Annotated in this window: 14 protein-coding genes; 8 read left to right on the top strand and 6 right to left on the bottom strand. The window is 72.9% G+C overall.

Annotated elements, in window-relative coordinates; genetic code table 11:
* The 3 genes from MNZ27_RS08295 to MNZ27_RS08285 all read right to left on the bottom strand — a co-directional run.
* A partial coding sequence (locus MNZ27_RS08295; RefSeq protein ID WP_242393575.1) for a homocysteine S-methyltransferase family protein occupies positions 1-351 on the bottom strand: 351 nt, incomplete at its 3' end.
* A gap of 2 nt (positions 352-353) precedes the next feature.
* Positions 354-1607, bottom strand: a complete 1254-nt coding sequence (locus tag MNZ27_RS08290) for a patatin-like phospholipase family protein (protein WP_308197932.1) — start codon at positions 1605-1607, stop codon at positions 354-356.
* Positions 1604-2989 carry an MBL fold metallo-hydrolase RNA specificity domain-containing protein gene (locus tag MNZ27_RS08285; RefSeq protein WP_242393574.1) on the bottom strand — a complete coding sequence of 462 codons (1386 nt, stop codon included), beginning with the start codon at positions 2987-2989 and terminating at the stop codon, positions 1604-1606. Before MNZ27_RS08285 ends, MNZ27_RS08290 begins: the two co-directional genes overlap by 4 nt.
* Positions 2990-3120: 131 nt before the next feature.
* Between MNZ27_RS08285 and MNZ27_RS08280 the strand changes: the two genes are divergently transcribed.
* From MNZ27_RS08280 to MNZ27_RS08260, 5 genes are all read left to right on the top strand, one after another.
* On the top strand, positions 3121-3510 hold the full coding sequence (locus MNZ27_RS08280) for a (deoxy)nucleoside triphosphate pyrophosphohydrolase (protein WP_242393573.1): 390 nt from the start codon (positions 3121-3123) through the stop codon (positions 3508-3510).
* Positions 3511-3728: 218 nt separating this feature from the next.
* On the top strand, positions 3729-5804 hold the full coding sequence (gene ftsH, locus MNZ27_RS08275) for an ATP-dependent zinc metalloprotease FtsH (protein WP_242393572.1): 2076 nt from the start codon (positions 3729-3731) through the stop codon (positions 5802-5804).
* Positions 5801-6037 (top strand): RNA polymerase sigma factor region1.1 domain-containing protein, encoded by a 237-nt coding sequence (locus MNZ27_RS08270; RefSeq protein ID WP_242393571.1) that lies wholly within the window; start codon positions 5801-5803, stop codon positions 6035-6037. Before ftsH ends, MNZ27_RS08270 begins: the two co-directional genes overlap by 4 nt.
* Positions 6038-6138: 101 nt before the next feature.
* Positions 6139-6786 carry a nucleotide exchange factor GrpE gene (locus tag MNZ27_RS08265; protein ID WP_242393570.1) on the top strand — a complete coding sequence of 216 codons (648 nt, stop codon included), beginning with the start codon at positions 6139-6141 and terminating at the stop codon, positions 6784-6786.
* 149 nt (positions 6787-6935) lie between these two features.
* Positions 6936-8492 carry a trypsin-like peptidase domain-containing protein gene (locus MNZ27_RS08260; RefSeq protein ID WP_242393569.1) on the top strand — a complete coding sequence of 519 codons (1557 nt, stop codon included), beginning with the start codon at positions 6936-6938 and terminating at the stop codon, positions 8490-8492.
* Between the two features lie 58 nt (positions 8493-8550).
* On the opposite strand, the gene MNZ27_RS08255 is transcribed toward MNZ27_RS08260, so the two are convergent.
* The gene (locus MNZ27_RS08255; RefSeq protein WP_242393568.1) at positions 8551-9153 is read right to left on the bottom strand and encodes a DUF6066 family protein; all 603 of its coding nucleotides are present in this window, start codon (positions 9151-9153) and stop codon (positions 8551-8553) included.
* Between the two features lie 175 nt (positions 9154-9328).
* On the opposite strand from MNZ27_RS08255, the gene MNZ27_RS08250 reads away from it, so the two are divergent.
* A complete protein-coding gene (locus MNZ27_RS08250; RefSeq protein ID WP_242393567.1) occupies positions 9329-9706 on the top strand; it encodes a PilZ domain-containing protein in 378 nt (125 codons plus the stop codon).
* A gap of 16 nt (positions 9707-9722) precedes the next feature.
* Here MNZ27_RS08250 and MNZ27_RS08245 read toward each other — a convergent pair whose 3' ends face one another.
* The gene (locus MNZ27_RS08245; protein ID WP_242393566.1) at positions 9723-11249 is read right to left on the bottom strand and encodes a Glu/Leu/Phe/Val family dehydrogenase; all 1527 of its coding nucleotides are present in this window, start codon (positions 11247-11249) and stop codon (positions 9723-9725) included.
* Positions 11250-11669: 420 nt separating this feature from the next.
* Here MNZ27_RS08245 and MNZ27_RS08240 point away from each other — a divergent pair, with 420 nt between their 5' ends.
* The gene (locus tag MNZ27_RS08240; protein ID WP_242393565.1) at positions 11670-12992 is read left to right on the top strand and encodes an aminotransferase class I/II-fold pyridoxal phosphate-dependent enzyme; all 1323 of its coding nucleotides are present in this window, start codon (positions 11670-11672) and stop codon (positions 12990-12992) included.
* A gap of 107 nt (positions 12993-13099) precedes the next feature.
* On the opposite strand, the gene MNZ27_RS08235 is transcribed toward MNZ27_RS08240, so the two are convergent.
* On the bottom strand, positions 13100-14557 hold the full coding sequence (locus tag MNZ27_RS08235; protein WP_242393564.1) for a BNR repeat-containing protein: 1458 nt from the start codon (positions 14555-14557) through the stop codon (positions 13100-13102).
* 475 nt (positions 14558-15032) lie between these two features.
* Here MNZ27_RS08235 and MNZ27_RS08230 point away from each other — a divergent pair, with 475 nt between their 5' ends.
* Complete coding sequence (locus MNZ27_RS08230) at positions 15033-16328, top strand: hypothetical protein (RefSeq protein WP_242393563.1); 1296 nt, start codon at positions 15033-15035, stop codon at positions 16326-16328.
* The last annotated feature ends 10 nt before the right edge of the window (positions 16329-16338 follow it).

Genomic DNA, 16338 nt, shown 5'->3' with positions numbered 1-16338 from the left:
GTCCGCGGCCCCGCCCGGCGCGACGAGGCCGGTCGGCCCGAGGTCGCCGGCGATGGCCGCGCCCGGCGCGGCGCGGCGGGCGAGGGCGACCGCCGTCCGGCAGAGGGGCGCGAGCTCGACGCCCGGCAGCGCCGCCGCGAGCCGCGGGGCGGCCGCGTTGAAGGTGCAGGTCAGGATCACGCGCGCGCCGGCGGCGGCGTGCTCGGCGTGGACGCGCGCGAGCTCCTCGGGGCGGGACCGGAGCCACGTCTCCGGGAGCGCGCCGGCGGGGAGGCCGCGGGCGAGGAGCGCCGTCCCCATGGCGCCGTCGAGGAGGGTGGGGCGGTCGAGGAGCGGCGCGGACGACGTCATGATCAGGCGCTCCGGGCCGACGGCTCCCCGGCGGCGAAGAAGTCCACGAGCGCGTCGCGGGCCGCCCGGGCGTCCTCGTACCCGAGGGCGATGAGCTCCTCGGCGTACTCACCGTCGAAGAGCAGGTAGCTCGCGAGATCGGCCGCGCCATCCGCCGTGACCTCGGCGTCCGCCGCGGCGCGGCGGAGCAGCCGCGCGGCGAGCGTGCCGGGCCTGAGCCGCCGGACGCGCCGCTCGGCGTGATCGCGCGCCAGCACGCCCGGGTCGCGGCTCGGCCGGATCACGAGGTCGCGCACGCGGCGGAGCGGCGCCCCGAGCTCGCGGGCGGAGAGCGCCGCGAGCCGCTCGGCGAACCCGGGGCCGAAGGCCCGCTCGCCCGCCTCGATGAGGCCGTTGAAGCGGCGGAGCCGCTCCAGGTCGTAGTCGGTGCGGTCGAGCATCAGGGCGCTCAGGAGCCGCCCGAGCTGGGCCGCGGTGGTGGGCGCCTCCTCGGGCGCGACCCGGGGCGCCCCGTCCACCGGGCCGGCGTGGCGGCAGCCGATGACGAGCACGCGCTCGGCGCCGAGCCGGATGGCGGGGGCGATCGGCGTGTTCTGGCGGACGCTGCCGTCGCTGAACCAGGAGCCCTCGATCCGGACCGGCCGGAAGAGCAGCGGGATCGCGCCGGACGCGAGGGCGTGCGGCGGCCCGATCGCGCGCGGGCGTACCTCGACGATCGGATCGCGGCCCCAGTCCGGGAGCTCGCCGCGGGTCTCGACGAAGACGACCGACCTGCCGGTGCCGAGGTCGGTCGCGGTGACGGTCAGCGCGTCGAGGTGCCCGGACCGCACGTTCCGGTGCAGCCGGGCCCAGTCGATCCGCTCGTCGATGACGCGGGCGAGCGCCTCGGGGTAGAGGAAGTCGGAGAGGCGCCAGGTCAGGTGGCGGAGGCGGGTGGCGCGGAGCTGCGCCCAGGCGTAGCGCGGGAGGCCCGCCAGGCTCAGGGCGCTCCAGTGGAAGACCTCGTCCAGGCGGAGGTCCCGCCAGACCGCGGCGAGCGCCTCGCCCTGCTCCGCGGGCCGATCCGCGGTGGACGCGAGGAAGCAGGCGTTGACGGCCCCGATCGAGGAGCCCGTCACGAGGTCGAACCGCGGCTGGACGCCGAGGGCCGCGGGGAGCTCCCGCCGGACGTAGCGCAGCACGCCCGCCTCGTACGCCCCGCGCGCGCCGCCGCCGGAGAGCACGAGCGCGGTGCGGCCGCCCGCGCCCGGGGTCACAGCGCCACCTCCTCGAGGTGGCGCGGGACCTCCGCGGGCCAGCCGAGCCGGTCCATCCGCGCCTTGGCCGCCGCGAGGGCGGCGGGCTCGCCGTGCACGAGGAAGGTCCGGGCCGGCGGCGCGGGGAAGGTCGCGAGCCAGCGCTCGAGCTCCGCCTCGTCGGCGTGGGCGGATAGCCCGGTGATGGTCGCGACGCGCGCCTTCACCGGCACGTCCTCGCCGTGCATCCGGATCGTCGCCGCGCCGTTCTGGAGGCTCCAGCCGCGGGTCCCCGCGGCCTGGTAGCCGACGAGCAGCACGGTGGTCCGCGGATCCGGCAGCCGGCGCTCGAGGTGGTGGAGCACGCGCCCGCCCGTCGCCATCCCGGAGGCGGAGAGGATCACGCACGGGCCGCGCACGTCGTTGATCGCCTTCGACTGCTCGGGGCTCCGCGCGAACGTGAGCCGCGCGGGGCGGAGCGGCTCCTCCCCGGCGGCGATCCGCCGGGCCATGTCGTCGTCGTGGTCCTCGCGGTGCGCGAGGTAGATCGGGGTCGCGTCCACCGCCATGGGCGAGTCCACGAACACGGGGAGCTCCGGGATCTCCCCGCGGCGCTCCAGGTCGCGGAGCGCGAAGAGGAGCTCCTGGGTGCGCCCGATCGCGAACGCGGGCACGAGGAGGGCGCCGCCCTGTTGCACCGCGCGGAGCACCTCGTCCCGGAGCTGCGCCTCGGGCGAGCCGGCCGGGTGCAGCTTCCCGCCGTAGGTGCTCTCGAGCAGGAGGACGTCGGCGGGCCGGGCGCCCTCGGGATCCACGAGGATGGGGGCGCCGTACCGTCCGAGGTCGCCGCTGAAGAGGATCCGGAGCGGGCGGGGTCCCTCGACCACCAGATCGACGGTGGCGCTCCCGAGGATGTGCCCCGCGCGGTGGAAGGCGATCGAGACGCCCGGCGCGACGGCGCGCCGCTCGAGGTAGGGGAGGGGCGCGAGGTGCGGCAGGACCGCGAGGGCGTCCTCCTCGGTGTAGAGCGGGCGCGCGTTCGGCGCGTGCTTCGAGTAGCCCCTCCAGTTCGCGTAGCGCGCCTCCTCCTCGTGGAGGCGCCCCGAGTCCGGGAGCAGCAGGCCGGCGAGATCCCGCGTCGCGGGCGTGCAGTGGATGGACCCGCGGTACCCCTGGCGGACCAGGAGAGGGAGCGCCCCGCTGTGGTCGATGTGCGCGTGCGTGAGCACGACCGCGGCGAGGGACTCCGGCGGCACCGGCCAGGGCGCCCAGTTCCGCAGGCGCAGCTCCTTGAGCCCCTGGAACAGGCCCGCGTCCACCAGGACCCGCACCGAGCCGTGCTCGACGAGGAAGCGCGAGCCGGTGACGGTACCCGCCGCGCCGAGGAACCGGATGGACGTCATGTCTTGCGGATTCTACAATCCACTCGCGGTCCCGGAGCGCCCCCGCACCAGCGTACCGGGTGGGGCGCGGGGCCCGCCCGGCGCCCGGGCCTGGAGGGTCCGGCGCCGCCGTGGGCGAACGGAGAGTGGAGATGCGCCGCAAGATCCGGGTCGTGGGGGCCATGATCGAGAAGGACGGGTGCTACCTCATCACCCAGCGCCCGCCCACGGCCACGCTGCCGCTGCTCTGGGAGTTTCCGGGGGGTCGGGTCGAGCCCGGCGAGACCGACCAGGAGGCGCTCGCGCGCGAGCTGCGGGAGGAGATGCGGATCGAGGTCGAGGTGGGGGGCCGCGTCATCCACGTCGAGCACGCCTACGCGGACTACGACGTGGACTTCTGCGTGTACCGCTGCACGCTGACGCGAGGGCCCGTCGCGCACGTCCGCGTCCACGACCACCGCTGGGTCCGCCCGGACGAGCTGGATCGGTACCAGTTCCCGCCCGCCGACGAGAAGAGCATCGCGAAGCTCCTCGGGCTGTAGCGTCGGCCGCCGCCGCGCCCGGCGGCGCCGCACCCGGGCCCGGCGTCCGCGGCGGACGCCCCACGCGTCCGTCGCGCGCGGCGGGGATGCGCCCTAGGTAGAAGTCGTGATGGGGCGAGAGCAGGGGCCGGCCAGCCGGGGCCTCCCGAGCTTGGGGCCGCGCATTGCCCGCTCCCCGGACGTGCGCACATTGCCTGCGAAGGGGGCAGGAGGCCTCGGTGTCCGCTGACGACAGGAAGGCCCAGGGACCGCGCGGGGAGCGGGGGAGTCGGGGCGGACCGCAGGCGCGCGTGCCGCTCGCGTCCCCCGCGGCGTGGCTCGTCCTCATCGCGCTGGCCGTGTTCCTGTTCCGCGCCTTCCAGGACGTGGGCGTCCGGCGCATCGGCTACTCGCAGTTCAAGGAGATGGTGCGCCAGGGCTCCTTCGAGCGCGTCGTGATCGGCCCGGACTGGGTGCGCGGCATCCCGAAGCCCGTGGGGGCGCCGGGCGCGTCGAAGAACGGCGCCGCGGACCCGGGCGCGGGCGAGCGCAGCGGAGGCCAGGCGTTGCCGTACGTGGCGACGCGGGTCCCCGGGGGCGGCGACGATCTCGTCCAGGTGATCGAGAAGGCGCAGCTCCCGTACGACGCGGTGGCGGGGGGAGGCATGGGCGATCTGTTCTGGGTCTGGATCGCGCCGATCGCCATCGGGCTCGTGTTCTGGGCGTGGGTGATGCGGCGGATGTCCGGGCAGATGGGGCAGGGACCGCCGGGCGTCATGGCGTTCGGCAAGAGCCGCGCCCGCATCCACATGGAGCCGGACACGGGCGTCACGTTCCAGGACGCGGCCGGCATCGACGAGGCGGTCGAGGAGCTGCAGGAGATCGTCGAGTTCCTGAAGACGCCGGAGAAGTACCGGCGCCTCGGCGGCCGGATCCCGAAGGGCGTGCTGCTCGTCGGCCCGCCGGGCACGGGCAAGACGCTCCTCGCGCGGGCGACGGCGGGGGAGGCGGGGGTGCCCTTCTTCTCGCTCTCCGGCTCGGAGTTCGTCGAGATGTTCGTGGGGGTCGGCGCCGCGCGCGTCCGCGACCTCTTCGCGCAGGCCACCCAGAAGGCGCCCTGCATCGTCTTCATCGACGAGCTCGACGCGCTCGGCAAGTCGCGCAACTCGGGCATGCTCGGAGGACACGACGAGCGGGAGCAGACCCTGAACCAGCTCCTCGCGGAGATGGACGGCTTCGACGCGCGCGCCGGGCTCATCATCATGGGCGCCACCAACCGCCCCGAGATCCTGGACCCGGCGCTCCTCCGGCCGGGCCGCTTCGACCGGCAGGTGCTCGTGGATCGCCCCGACAAGCGCGGCCGCGAGCGGATCCTCCAGATCCACGCGCGCAACGTGAAGCTCGGCCCCGACGTGGACCTCAAGGCGGTCGCGGCCCGCACCCCCGGCTTCGCCGGCGCCGACCTCGCCAACGTTGTGAACGAGGCGGCGCTCCTCGCGGCGCGGCGGAACAAGAACTTCGTCACGCGCCACGAGTTCGACGAGGCGATCGAGCGGGTCGTCGCCGGCCTCGAGAAGAAGAGCCGCCGCATCAACGAGCGCGAGAAGGAGATCGTGGCGTTCCACGAGTCGGGGCACGCCCTCGTCTCCTGGATGCTCCCGGACGCGGACCGGGTGACCAAGGTGTCGATCATCCCGCGCGGCCTCGGCGCCCTCGGCTACACGCTCCAGCTCCCGCTCGAGGATCGATACCTCCTCACGCGGAGCGAGCTGCGCGATCGCATGGCCGGGCTCATGGGCGGGCGGGTCGCGGAGGAGGAGATCTTCGGCGAGCCCTCCACCGGCGCCTCGAACGATCTCCAGCACGCCACCGCCGTCGCCCGGATGATGGTCCGCGACTACGGGATGAGCCAGGTGCTCGGCCCCGTCTCCCTCGGCGATCAGGGCGGGCCGACCTTGCTCGGGGTGAAGGGGCTCGAGAACCGCGTGTACTCGGACCAGACCGCGCTCCTCGTGGACCAGGAGGTCCAGGCGCTCGTGGTGGACGCGCTGGAGCGCGCCCGCGCGGTGGTCCGGACGCACCGCGAGAAGCTCGAGGCGATGGCCGCCCGGCTGCTGTCCGTCGAGGTCGTCGAGGAGGAGGAGATCGGGCGGCTGTGGGGGCCCAAGGTGGTCCGCCCGGGGACCATCGACGGCGGGCGCGGCCACGACGAGGCGCCGCCGGAGAACCCCAACAGGCCCGTGCAGGTGGCCGATCGGCCCGCCGGGTGGGCGGTGCCGCAGGTGCTCGCCAGCCCTCCGGACGGCAAGGAATGAGGCACGGGAGCGAGAGCCACGAGGCGCGCAAGGCGCTCTTCCAGCTCGGCATCCGCCGCGGATACCTGACGCTCTCCGAGATCGATCGCGCCCTGCCCGCCGGCAGCCTCTCTCCCGCCGAGCGCTGGCTGCTCTTCTACAGCCTGCGCGCGGCCGGGGTGGAGCTGCGGGACGACCACGGCGACGCCCTCGGGCCGCTCCCGGGCGGCCCGCCGGCGCCCGATCACCCTTGATGGAGATGCCCACTCGCATCGAGCTGTGATGCCGCGGCGCGGCCCGCCGGTTTGACAGGGTGGGTCGGCTGGTTAGCTTCGCGGGCGACGGAGGAAGACTCATGTCGGAAGAGCGCCGGGACGCCCCGGCTGGCGGACCGGAGGAGCAGGCGCAGGTGAAGGTGAACGATCGGCGGCGGTTCCGCCCCGACGGCGACGCGATCGTGCGCGAGGAGGGCGGCGAGGCCCCGGAGCAGGGCGCCGCGCCCGCGACCGCGGAGCCGCGGCAGGACGAGCAGCTCGCCGCCCAGGCCGCGAAGATCGACGAGCTCACCCGCGCGTACGCCGCCCTGGTCGAGGACAACAAGGCGTTCCGGCAGCGGCTCGACCGCGAACGCGCCCGGGTGGTCGAGGCGGAGCGGGTCGGGGTGATCCAGGCGCTCCTCGAGTCGGCGGACGATCTCGAGCGGGCGCTCGCGGCCGTCTCGGGGGTGGTCGAGGCCCAGGGCGACGCGCTCGGGAACCTGGTCGAGGGCGTGCGCCTGTCGCTCGGCGCGCTCCACAAGCGGATCGCCACGCTGGGCGCGCAGCGGATCCCCGTCATCGGCCAGCCCTTCGACCCGCACGTCGCCGAGGCGGTGGACACGGTGGCCGTGGCGGACGCGGCCCAGGACGGGGTCGTGCTGCACGAGATCCGGCCCGGCTACCGGATCGGCGATCGGATCCTGCGCCCCGCCCGGGTGCGCGTCGGACGCCTCGCGCGGGCTTGACTCGTCGGCTGCGGCCCCTCCCGGTGCCCGGCCGGCGCGGGGCAGGGAATAGAATCCGGGCTCGAGCGTACTCGGCGATCGAGACGCACAGGCTTCGACACCCAGCCAGGAGAGGGCACATGCCCCGGTTCATCGGACGTTCTCTAGCAGTGACGGCCGTCTCCGCGGTCGCAGCGGCCGCGATCCTCGCGTGCTCGCAGGACGGCCGCGCCGCGACCGAGGGGACGCGCGCAGCCGCCTCCCAGCCGCTCTTCCGCGAGGCCGCGGCCACCCAGGCCGCCCCGGAGGTCGGCGTCCCGATCAACGCGTCGCTCGCGCCGCTCATCGACAAGCTCCGCCCCGCGGTGGTGAACATCTCGACCACGACCGTGGTCAAGCACCCGCGCCCCGGCGCACGCGGGATGCCGCGCGGTCACGGCGGCCCGGGCGGCCCCGGCGGCCCCGGCGGCGAAGGCGAGGACTTCGATCAGTTCTTCGAGCGGTTCTTCGGGCGCCCCGCGCCGGAGCCTCCCGAGGAGTTCAAGGGCTCGTCCCTCGGCTCCGGCTTCGTCCTCAACGGGCAGGGATACATCCTCACGAACAACCACGTCGTGAAGGACGCGACCGACATCCGCGTCCGGCTCTCCGACGGCCGCGAGTTCACCGCCGACGTGGTGGGCAAGGACGCGCTGACCGACGTCGCCCTCATCAAGCTCAAGAACCCGCCGAAGGATCTCCCCACCGTCGTCCTCGGCTCGTCCGACGCCCTGCGCCAGGGGGACTTCGTCATCGCCCTCGGGAGCCCGTTCGGCCTGCGCGACACCGCGACGCTCGGCATCGTCTCGGCGAAGCACCGCTCCGGCATCAACCCCGGCGGCACCTACGACGACTTCATCCAGACCGACGCGGCGATCAACCCTGGCAACTCCGGCGGGCCGCTCTTCAACCTCAAGGGCGAGGTGGTCGGCATCAACACCGCCATCGTCTCGCCGCAGATCGGCCAGGGGATCGGCTTCGCGGTCCCGATCGACATCGCCAAGACGCTCCTCCCGCAGCTCAAGGAGAAGGGCAAGGTCACCCGCGGCTTCGTCGGGGTGTCGATCTCCGATCTCACCCCCGACCTGATCCAGGGCTTCGGGCTGCCGCCCGGCACGAAGGGCGCCCTCGTCCAGAACGTCGTGCCGAAGTCGCCGGCCGCGAAGGCGGGCGTCGCGGCGGGCGACGTCGTGACGGCGCTGAATGGGAAGCCCGTCGAGTCGTCCGGGGCGCTCACCCGGGCCGTCGCCCTCATCCCGCCCGGCGGGACGGCGGAGCTGACGGTCCTGCGCGGCGGCGAGCGGAAGCAGTTCACCATCAAGGTCGCGCAGCGCCCCGAGGAGGAGGCGGCGATCGGGCGCGGCGAGGGCGAGGAGGGCGGCGGCGCGACGAACCAGACGCCCAAGCTCGGCGTGTCCCTCGCGCCGCTCACCCCGCAGCTCGCGCAGCAGCTCGGGATCTCCGGCGGGGAGGGCGCCGTCGTGGTGGACGTCGTCCAGGGCGGCCCCGCCGATCGGGCCGGGCTGCAGCGCGGCGACGTCGTCCTCGAGGTGAACCGTCGCGCGGTCCACAGGCCGGAGGACGTCCGCGACGCGGTGGCCGGCATGAAGGACGGCCAGATGGTGCTGCTCCGCGTGAAGCGGGGCGACCAGGCGGTGTTCGTCGCCATCCCGGTCGGCGGGAGGCAGTAGGCTGAACCGGGCCTCGGCCCTCGGTCGCGAACGCGGCCGAGGGGCCGAGGCCGTTCCGTCAGAGCACCTTCGCGACGATGGGCGACCCGGTCCGCGAGTCCACGAGCCGGATCCCGAGGAACCGCGCCGCGACGCCCTCGTAGCTCCCGGTCTCGTGCTTGCGCGCCATCTTCCAGGTGCGCATCGGCCGGAACACGATCTCGAGCTCGACCGCGCCGGTGCGGAACGGGCTCTCGAACTCCATCTCCAGCATGCCGGGCGGGAGGGTCCCCTCGATCGGGATGAGGCCGATCACCGGCTGACCGGAGCGGTCCTGGCTGGCGGGCGCGCCGTTGGTCAGCGCGAGCCCCCCGCCGTCCACGAACGGCGTGACGAGCAGGAGGAACGCGCCGTCGCGCAGCACCGGCTTCACGAGGGACGTCGCGTCCGGGACGCGCACGAAGAAGGTCTTCCCCGCGACCGCCTTCCGCGACGCGAGCACGTTCGCCTCGCAGGTCCGCTTCTCGTACCCCTCGCGGCAGCGCCCGACGTACTTCGCGAGGAACGGCTCGAGGAAGTCGATCCGCTCGGCCGAGGCCTCGAGGGCGTCGAAGTCGTCCCCGGCGCGTGCCGGGACGGGGAAGGAGAGGGCGACGAGGAGAAGGGCAACGACTACGCGCATGGAGGGAACCTCGAAGGGGGGACGAATGACTCTCGGATGTCCAGAATCGGGAGCTTACGCGGGAAAGCGGGCGGGCGTCCGCCTGATCTGAAGGCGACGCATGTAGCGCCAGGTCGCTTTTTTGACTACATGCTCCCACCACCGTAGAGTCGCTCCGTTCCAGGGAGGACACCCGATGCTGCTCTGGGGACGGCGTGAGGCGCGGAAGGCGGAGGCGAGGCGGGCGACGGAGCGCCGCGGCGCTCCCCGGCTCGACAAGGTGTTCCGGGTGTACCTCGAGGGCGATCGCGGCTGCGGCCTGGGGATCGCGCGGAACATCTCCGAGGGCGGCATGTTCGTCGAGACCCGCGCGCCGCAGCCCATCGGCTCGCAGGTCACGATCACCTTCCCGTCCGACGCCGGCGACATGATCGCGGTGGCCGAGGTCCGGTACGTCTGCCACCTGCTCGGCCGGGCTCCCACGGCGGAGCGCGGCCCCCTCGCGATGCGCGGGATGGGGATCCGGTTCCTCTACTTCGAGCCGGGCCCCGGCGCGGGCCTGCGGGTCCACTGATCCCGCCGCGCGGCCGTCACTGCGAGAACCCCTCCAGCAGGTAGTGCGCCTCGATCCGCTTGAGCGCGAGGATCATCGCGGCGGTGCGCACGTCCACGGCCTGGCCGACGCAGTACGGGCGCGAGTCGTAGAGCGGCGTCCGCTGCGGTCGGTTCCGGGCGATGTCGCGGACGATCGCCCAGTTCTTCTTGATCGTCTGCTCGAGGCGGCCGTTCACCTCGGCCTCGCTCCAGTGCTCGAGGCGCTGGTTCTGGAGCCACTCGTAGTACGACACGGTGACGCCGCCGGCGTTGCAGATGATGTCGGGGATCACGTCGATCCCGCGGGCGGCGAGGACGCGGTCGCCCTCGCGCGTGGTCGGGCCGTTGGCGCCCTCCGCGACGAGCTTCACCTTGAGCCGCTCCGCGACCGGGCCGTCGATCTCCTCGCCGAGCGCGGCGGGGACCAGGAAGTCGGCGTCGATCCCCCAGAAGTCGTCCTTGGAGATCGCGGTGCCCCCCGGGAACCCCGCCACCGTGCGCCGGAGGTTCTGCGGGTTCTGGTGCACGTGGTGCACGAGGGCGGGGATGTCGAGGCCGCCGTCGCGGTGGATCGTGCCGTTCACGTCGTTCACGGCGACCACCTTCGCGCCGAGCGCCGCGAGGATCTCCGCGGTGGCGGAGCCCACGTTCCCGAACCCCTGCACGAGGACGCGCGCCCCCTTGATGTCGAGCTTCCGCTCGCGGGCCCACTCCTCGATGCAGTAGACGACGCCCTGGCCGGTGGCCTTGATGCGCCCCTCCGACCCGCCGATGCGCACGTCCTTGCCGGTCACCACCCCGCGCATCCGGTGGTGCTCGCGCTCGCCGTCGGTGAACTGGCGCATCATGTACGCCATGATCTCGCCGTTCGTCCCGACGTCCGGCGCGGGGATGTCGATGAACGGGCCCATCAGGTTCTTCAGCTTGTAGACGTAGCGGAGCGTGACGTGCTCGATCTCCTCCTTCGAGAACGCGAAGGGGTCGATCCGGATCCCGCCCTTCGCGCCGCCGAACGGGACCTCGGAGATCGCGGTCTTCCAGGTCATGTCCGCCGCGAGGGTCTTGAAGAGATCGAGCGAGCACTCCTTGTGGTAGCGGATGCCGCCCTTGTACGGCCCGCGCACCTGGTTGTGCTGGATCCGGTACGCCTTGAACTTCCGCGGTCCGCCCTTCTCGATCCGGAAGAAGCCCTTGCCCGGGATGTTGATCACGCCCTGCCGGATGCTGATGTCCGCCTTGAGGAGCGCGCGCCGGTGGAGGACGAACTTGCCGTCGGCGAGCGGCTCGAGGGCGTCGCCGGCCTTCACGTCGGACGGGGGAAGCGCGCGGAACGGCTTCACCTCCTCGTCGTCGAGCGGGACCAGCCGGTCGCGCGTGTCGATCGTGACGTAGAAGATGTGCTCGAAGTCCGGCTCCTCGAGCTCCATCCGCACGCGCGGGTGCATCCGGATGAGGTCCGCGGCGCGGTGGAACGTCTCCATCGCCTCCTCGTAGAAGGTCTTCTTCCCGTTGCGGACGGCCATGTGGTCTTGCCTCGCGGTGAAGGGGGTACCTCGGGAGCGCCGGGATGCTATCCGCCGTGATCCGCTGTGGTCAATGATGGGAGCTCGTGCGAAATCCGCTGTGTCCACGCACGCCTGGACCGATCGCCCTGCCTGCGGACGGCCCGTGCACGGCACCCTCTCGGGGGAGGGAGTCACGACGAATGTAACGCCCCGGGGGACCGGCGAGCGGATCCCTTGCGTGAAGTGGGGCGGTCGCCCGCTCGGGCGCGAAGGCACGCCCCTCCACGGTCGGGGAGGGTGCCGGGATGCGGCCAGGCGGGCGGCGCGCGCGTCGGCTGGCCGCGGGCGCGCCGAAGGAGTGGGTTGACCCGGAGGTCCCATCGTGCAACCCATCAGCGTTCGTCTGATCGCCTCTCCCAACGCACAGGAGCCCCCGACATGAGTCCCCCCGCCCTGCACCCCCTCGCCCAGGCCTCGAACGACGCCCTCGCCAAGGACTGCCCGGTCGTCCTCGACCTGCTGAGCGCGCGCGGCAAGCGCTTCTTCTTCCCGGCGAAGGGGATCCTCGCGCAGGGGGCCGAGGCGAAGAAGAAGGCGAAGACGGCGAACGCCACCGTCGGCATCGCGACCGAGAACGGCGCCCCGATGCACCTCGCCTGCGTCGGCAAGTACTACCAGGGGCTCACGCCCTCGGAGATCTTCGACTACGCCCCGAGCCAGGGGCGCGCGGACATCCGCGCCGCGTGGGCGAAGAAGCAGCGGGGCGAGACGCCGAGCCTCGGTGACCACCTCACCTCGACCCCGGTCGTGACGAACGCGCTCACGCACGGGCTCGGGCTGGTGGGCGACCTGTTCCTCGATCCCGGCGATCAGGTCCTGTCCTCCGAGCTCATGTGGGAGAACTACAACCTGAACTGGGAGACGCGGCTCGAGGCCCGGTTCAACTACTACGCGCTGTTCGATGAGAAGCTCACCGGGTTCAACCTCCCCGGCTTCACCGCCGCGCTCGCCAAGCACCGCGGGAAGAAGCTGCTCGTCTCCCTGAACTTCCCGAACAACCCGTCCGGCTACACGCCGACCCGCAAGGAGGCCGACGGCATCGTCCAGGCGCTCACCGCGGAGGCGGAGGCCGGGACGCGGCTCGTGGTCTGCGTGGACGACGCGTACTACGGGATGCTCTTCGACGAGGACGCCACGAACGAGTCGCTCTTCGGGCGGCTCGCGCAGGCCTCGAACAACCTCCTCGCGGTGAAGGTCGACGGCGCCACGAAGGAGGAGTTCGTCTGGGGGCTCCGCGTCGGGTTCATCACGTTCGGCGTCAAGAACGGCACCGCCGCGGCGTACAAGGCGCTCGAGGACAAGGCCGCCGGCATCATCCGGTCCTACATCTCGAACGTCTCGAACCCCGGCCAGTCCGTGGTGCTGAAGGCGCTCGGCGACCCCGAGTTCCGCAAGCAGCAGGCGGAGAAGATCGCGGTGCTCCGCGCCCGCGCCGCCGTCGTCGCGAAGGAGTGCCGCCGGCCCGAGTACGCCGACTGCTGGGACGTCTACCCGTTCAACAGCGGCTACTTCATGTGCCTGCGGCTCAAGGACGCCGACGCGGACACCGTGCGCGTGCGGCTCCTCGACGAGCACGGCGTCGGCACCATCGCGCTCGGCAAGCGCGAGCTCCGGATCGCCTTCTCCTGCCTCGCCGAGCCGCAGATCCCCGGCGTCTTCAGCGCGGCGGCGAAGGCCGTCCGGTCCGTGCGCGGCAAGTAGCCCCGCGGAACGTCACGCGGCACCCTGCGGCCCGGCGAGCGCGCTCTCGCCGGGCCGCTCGGCGTTTTTGCCGGGCCTCGAAGTCGGCGCGCGGTCCGCGGGGCCCGTCAGCGGTTGATCGCGTACACGCCGAGCTGCGGGGCGTGAATCTGATCCGTATTCACGCACACGATGACCGGGCCGAACGTCGGACCGGCGGCGAGAGAGTCGCCTTGGCACCAGAACCTATCGCTGAACGCGGAGTTCGTGGCGCCCACCTCGCTCCAGCCGGTGTCGGTTCGAAGCGCCGCATTGGTCATCCCGGGAGTGACGAACGCGGCCCAGAGTCCACCAGGGCCGGTGGCGAGCTCGGGGGCGTCGGGGAGATAGCCGGTCCCGGGCGACTCGTCGGCTCCCCAGCCGCTCGCGTCGAGGAGGCGCGCGTGGAGCGCGCGCGCGTCGTCCATCCAGGCGACGGCGAGGCGTCCATCCGGCGCGATGGCGATCGCGCGCCGGGAGGAGCCCTCAGGGCTGCTCAGGGTCGCCGGCGCCGCGCCGCCGGCGAGCGTCCAGGTCATGCCGTCCCAGCGCTTGACGATCAGGTCCATGCTAGGGAACACGGCGCTCTCCTGGAAGGCCACGACCGGACGATCGGCGGCGTCGAGCACGAGCGACGGCGTCCTGACGTTCTGGGCCGCGCTCTGGTTCAAGGAGCCGGCGCCGACCGCCTCCCAGGCCGCGCCGTTCCAGCGGCGGACGAGGAGCTGAAGCCCCTGGCCCACCGCGCCCGGCGCCGTGAAGGCGACGACCGGGTTCCCGCCGGACTCGATGGCGACCGCGAGCTCGAGGGCGCTGGCGCTGCCCGGGACGGTGCCTCCCAGCGGAGCGGACCAGCCGGCGGTCGCGCTCCAGGTGCGCACGACTGCGTGGTCTCCGGTGGTGCTCGTCTGCACGAACGCGCTCGCGACCGCGTTCCCGTTCGCCGCGATGCGGGGCCTCGTCGCCTGCAGGGTCGCGTCGACGTTCAGGAGGCCAAGATCATCCCAGGCCGTGCCGTCCCATCGCTTCGCGCGGAGCTGCTCGACGGACGTCGCGTCGGGCCAGGTCCACGCGACGACGACGTTCCCCGCGCCGTCAACGGCCACGTCGGCGCTGACAGCGGATGACGTCTGGGGGCTGGTGAGGTCCTGGGTGAGCGGCCACCACGCGCCGTACCGGACGGAGTAAGGGCTGGCGAGCCCCAGCGGACGGTTCCCGGAGAGGTCGGTGAGCTCCGTCACCCAGAGGAGACCCTCGAGAGGCGCGACCACGCCGGGGAACCGGAGCGTGAGCGTCTTCCCGTCGGGCGAGAGCTCTGGCACCGCGTCGTACCGCCGGAGCCCGAAGCCCTCGGCGATCGAGAATCCCGCGGGCGCGATCCGCATCGGCTCGTCGAACTCGAACCAGATCGGCTCCTGCACCCCGATGTCCTGCATTTGGCGCGGTCCGTACGCGACGAGGTGCGGGGAGGTGCCGTCGCGCTGGACAGTCTTGCAGAACCCTGCGTCGCAGATCTGCAGGGCGTGATCGCAGTCCGAGTCCGACACGCACGCGGCAGCGGAACCGGAACCATTCGTCGTCCCGCCGCTCCCGCTGGTGCTCCCGCCGCCACCACACGCCGCTGCCGCGAGCGCGAGGCCCGCCACGATCCAGATCGAGCGCATCGAGTCCCTCCTGGTCCGATGTCCGACGTACTCTCTCGGTAAACGCAGCGGATGGTCAAGGGCCGCGCACAGCGAACCGGCGCACGCGGCATCGGCGGCCGGTCCGCCGATGAGCGATCCACCAGGGTTACCCTAGGTGTCAGATGACTCATGGTGTGCGTCATTGCGCCGCACGTATACGAACAGTGTTGGCGACGGACGGTCCAGGTTGGCACGGTGCCACGCCGACACGGCAGGACAAGAGCGAACCCGACCGCGAGGCGGGGGAGCAAAAGCCCGGACCCCAGCGGTCCTAGGGCCTACCGAATGCCGGTGAGTGCAGCGCGTGCACCCTCCGGACGTGTTTCGAGGAGGGGCAGTGCGCACTCGTTCATCCCACGCGGCCCGCGCGGCGCTCGGGCTCTTGCTGCTGGCCGGCTGCGGCTCCTCGGCGAGCGGTCCCTCGCCGTATGCGCTCCAGGCTCGGCTCGGGACCTACGACGACGGCTCGGGCCGGCTCGGCACGGCGCTGGTGGCGACCCTCAGGGACGCGAACGGAGCGGGCCCGAGCGCGCCCTGGGACCTGACGCTGCGGAACCCCCAGGGCACCACGGTGGCCACGCTCCAGTCCACGGCCGGCACGGGCGCCTACCTGGCCTCGTGGTACGTGGACGAGGCGCCCAGCCCCGGCGAGTACGAGCTGGTCGCCGCGAGCGGTTCGGCCGTGGTGCGCACGAGCGTCTTCATCGCGGCGGGGGCCACCGGTCTGCCGGTCCCCGCGCCCGTCCTCGCGACCGACGGCTCACGCCTGGACTGGGCCCCCGTGCCCGGAGCGGTCGCCTATCTGTGTCGCGCGTACACCGGGGGTACGCTGCAGCTCGAGCAGATCGGAACCGCTACCGGCTGCGATCTGTCTGGACTGGCACCGGGCGCGTACGCCGTCTCGGTGCTCGCCCTGTCGGCCGACCTCGCTGCGCTCGCGTCGAGTACGGCGGCGGCTCCGGCGCTGCCGCCGACGATCGATGTGTCGGAGTCGCGCCTCGGGGTGGCGCGCTCGGACGGCGCGGCTGCCGTCGTGCTCCGCTCCGTGGGCGGCGCCTACGACGACGGCGTCGGTCCTCGATCCCTGGCGGTCTGGCTCTCGATCGCCAGCGCCGACGGCTCGGCCACGACGTCGACCTGGGATCTCCAGATCATCGGACCGAACCTGCCCGCGAGCGATCCGCTCACGCTCACGTATCACGCCAACTTCCCCCGAACGCTCGCGTGGGCGCCTGGCATACCCGCAGCACAGGGCACGTACACCGTGACGGCGCAGTCGGGAGGAGCTGTCGCCGTCGGGACGTTCACGGTGGGCGCTCCCGCGTGGCTCGACCAGCCACTTGGGCTCGTGGCGACCGCGGGTGCTCAGGGATCTGCGTCCGCCACCTGGAGCGCGGTCGTTGGTGCGCGGGCCTACCTGCTCAGCGCGTACGACTCGGTCAGCGGTGCGCTCGTCGCGAGCGCATGGTTCAGCGGGACGGACGGCGCGTTTCCGCAGGGGACGTTCACGCCGGGCAGCGCGTACGACGTGTACCTGGCCGCCAGCGACGCCGATCTGGTGCTCGGGACGGTCCCGACCCAGGTGTCGGTCGCGGAGAACGTCTTCGATTTCTCGCGGTTCGTCGCTTTGTGAAGGGGAGGGG

Source organism: Anaeromyxobacter oryzisoli, assembly GCF_022690765.1.
Lineage (GTDB): Bacteria > Myxococcota > Myxococcia > Myxococcales > Anaeromyxobacteraceae > Anaeromyxobacter > Anaeromyxobacter oryzisoli.
Note: the sequence above shows the minus strand (reverse complement) of the source record. Positions and strands in the feature narration are given on the sequence as shown.

What these genes read in the sequence shown, in the direction of transcription:
- MNZ27_RS08285 (WP_242393574.1), bottom strand. Translation starts at nt 2,989, where the DNA reads ATGACGTCCATCCGGTTCCTCGGCGCGGCGGGTACCGTCACCGGCTCG.
- MNZ27_RS08245 (WP_242393566.1), bottom strand. Translation starts at nt 11,249, where the DNA reads ATGGCCGTCCGCAACGGGAAGAAGACCTTCTACGAGGAGGCGATGGAG.
- MNZ27_RS08250 (WP_242393567.1), top strand. Translation starts at nt 9,329, where the DNA reads ATGCTGCTCTGGGGACGGCGTGAGGCGCGGAAGGCGGAGGCGAGGCGG.
- MNZ27_RS08255 (WP_242393568.1), bottom strand. Translation starts at nt 9,153, where the DNA reads ATGCGCGTAGTCGTTGCCCTTCTCCTCGTCGCCCTCTCCTTCCCCGTC.
- MNZ27_RS08265 (WP_242393570.1), top strand. Translation starts at nt 6,139, where the DNA reads ATGTCGGAAGAGCGCCGGGACGCCCCGGCTGGCGGACCGGAGGAGCAG.
- MNZ27_RS08280 (WP_242393573.1), top strand. Translation starts at nt 3,121, where the DNA reads ATGCGCCGCAAGATCCGGGTCGTGGGGGCCATGATCGAGAAGGACGGG.
- MNZ27_RS08270 (WP_242393571.1), top strand. Translation starts at nt 5,801, where the DNA reads ATGAGGCACGGGAGCGAGAGCCACGAGGCGCGCAAGGCGCTCTTCCAG.
- MNZ27_RS08240 (WP_242393565.1), top strand. Translation starts at nt 11,670, where the DNA reads ATGAGTCCCCCCGCCCTGCACCCCCTCGCCCAGGCCTCGAACGACGCC.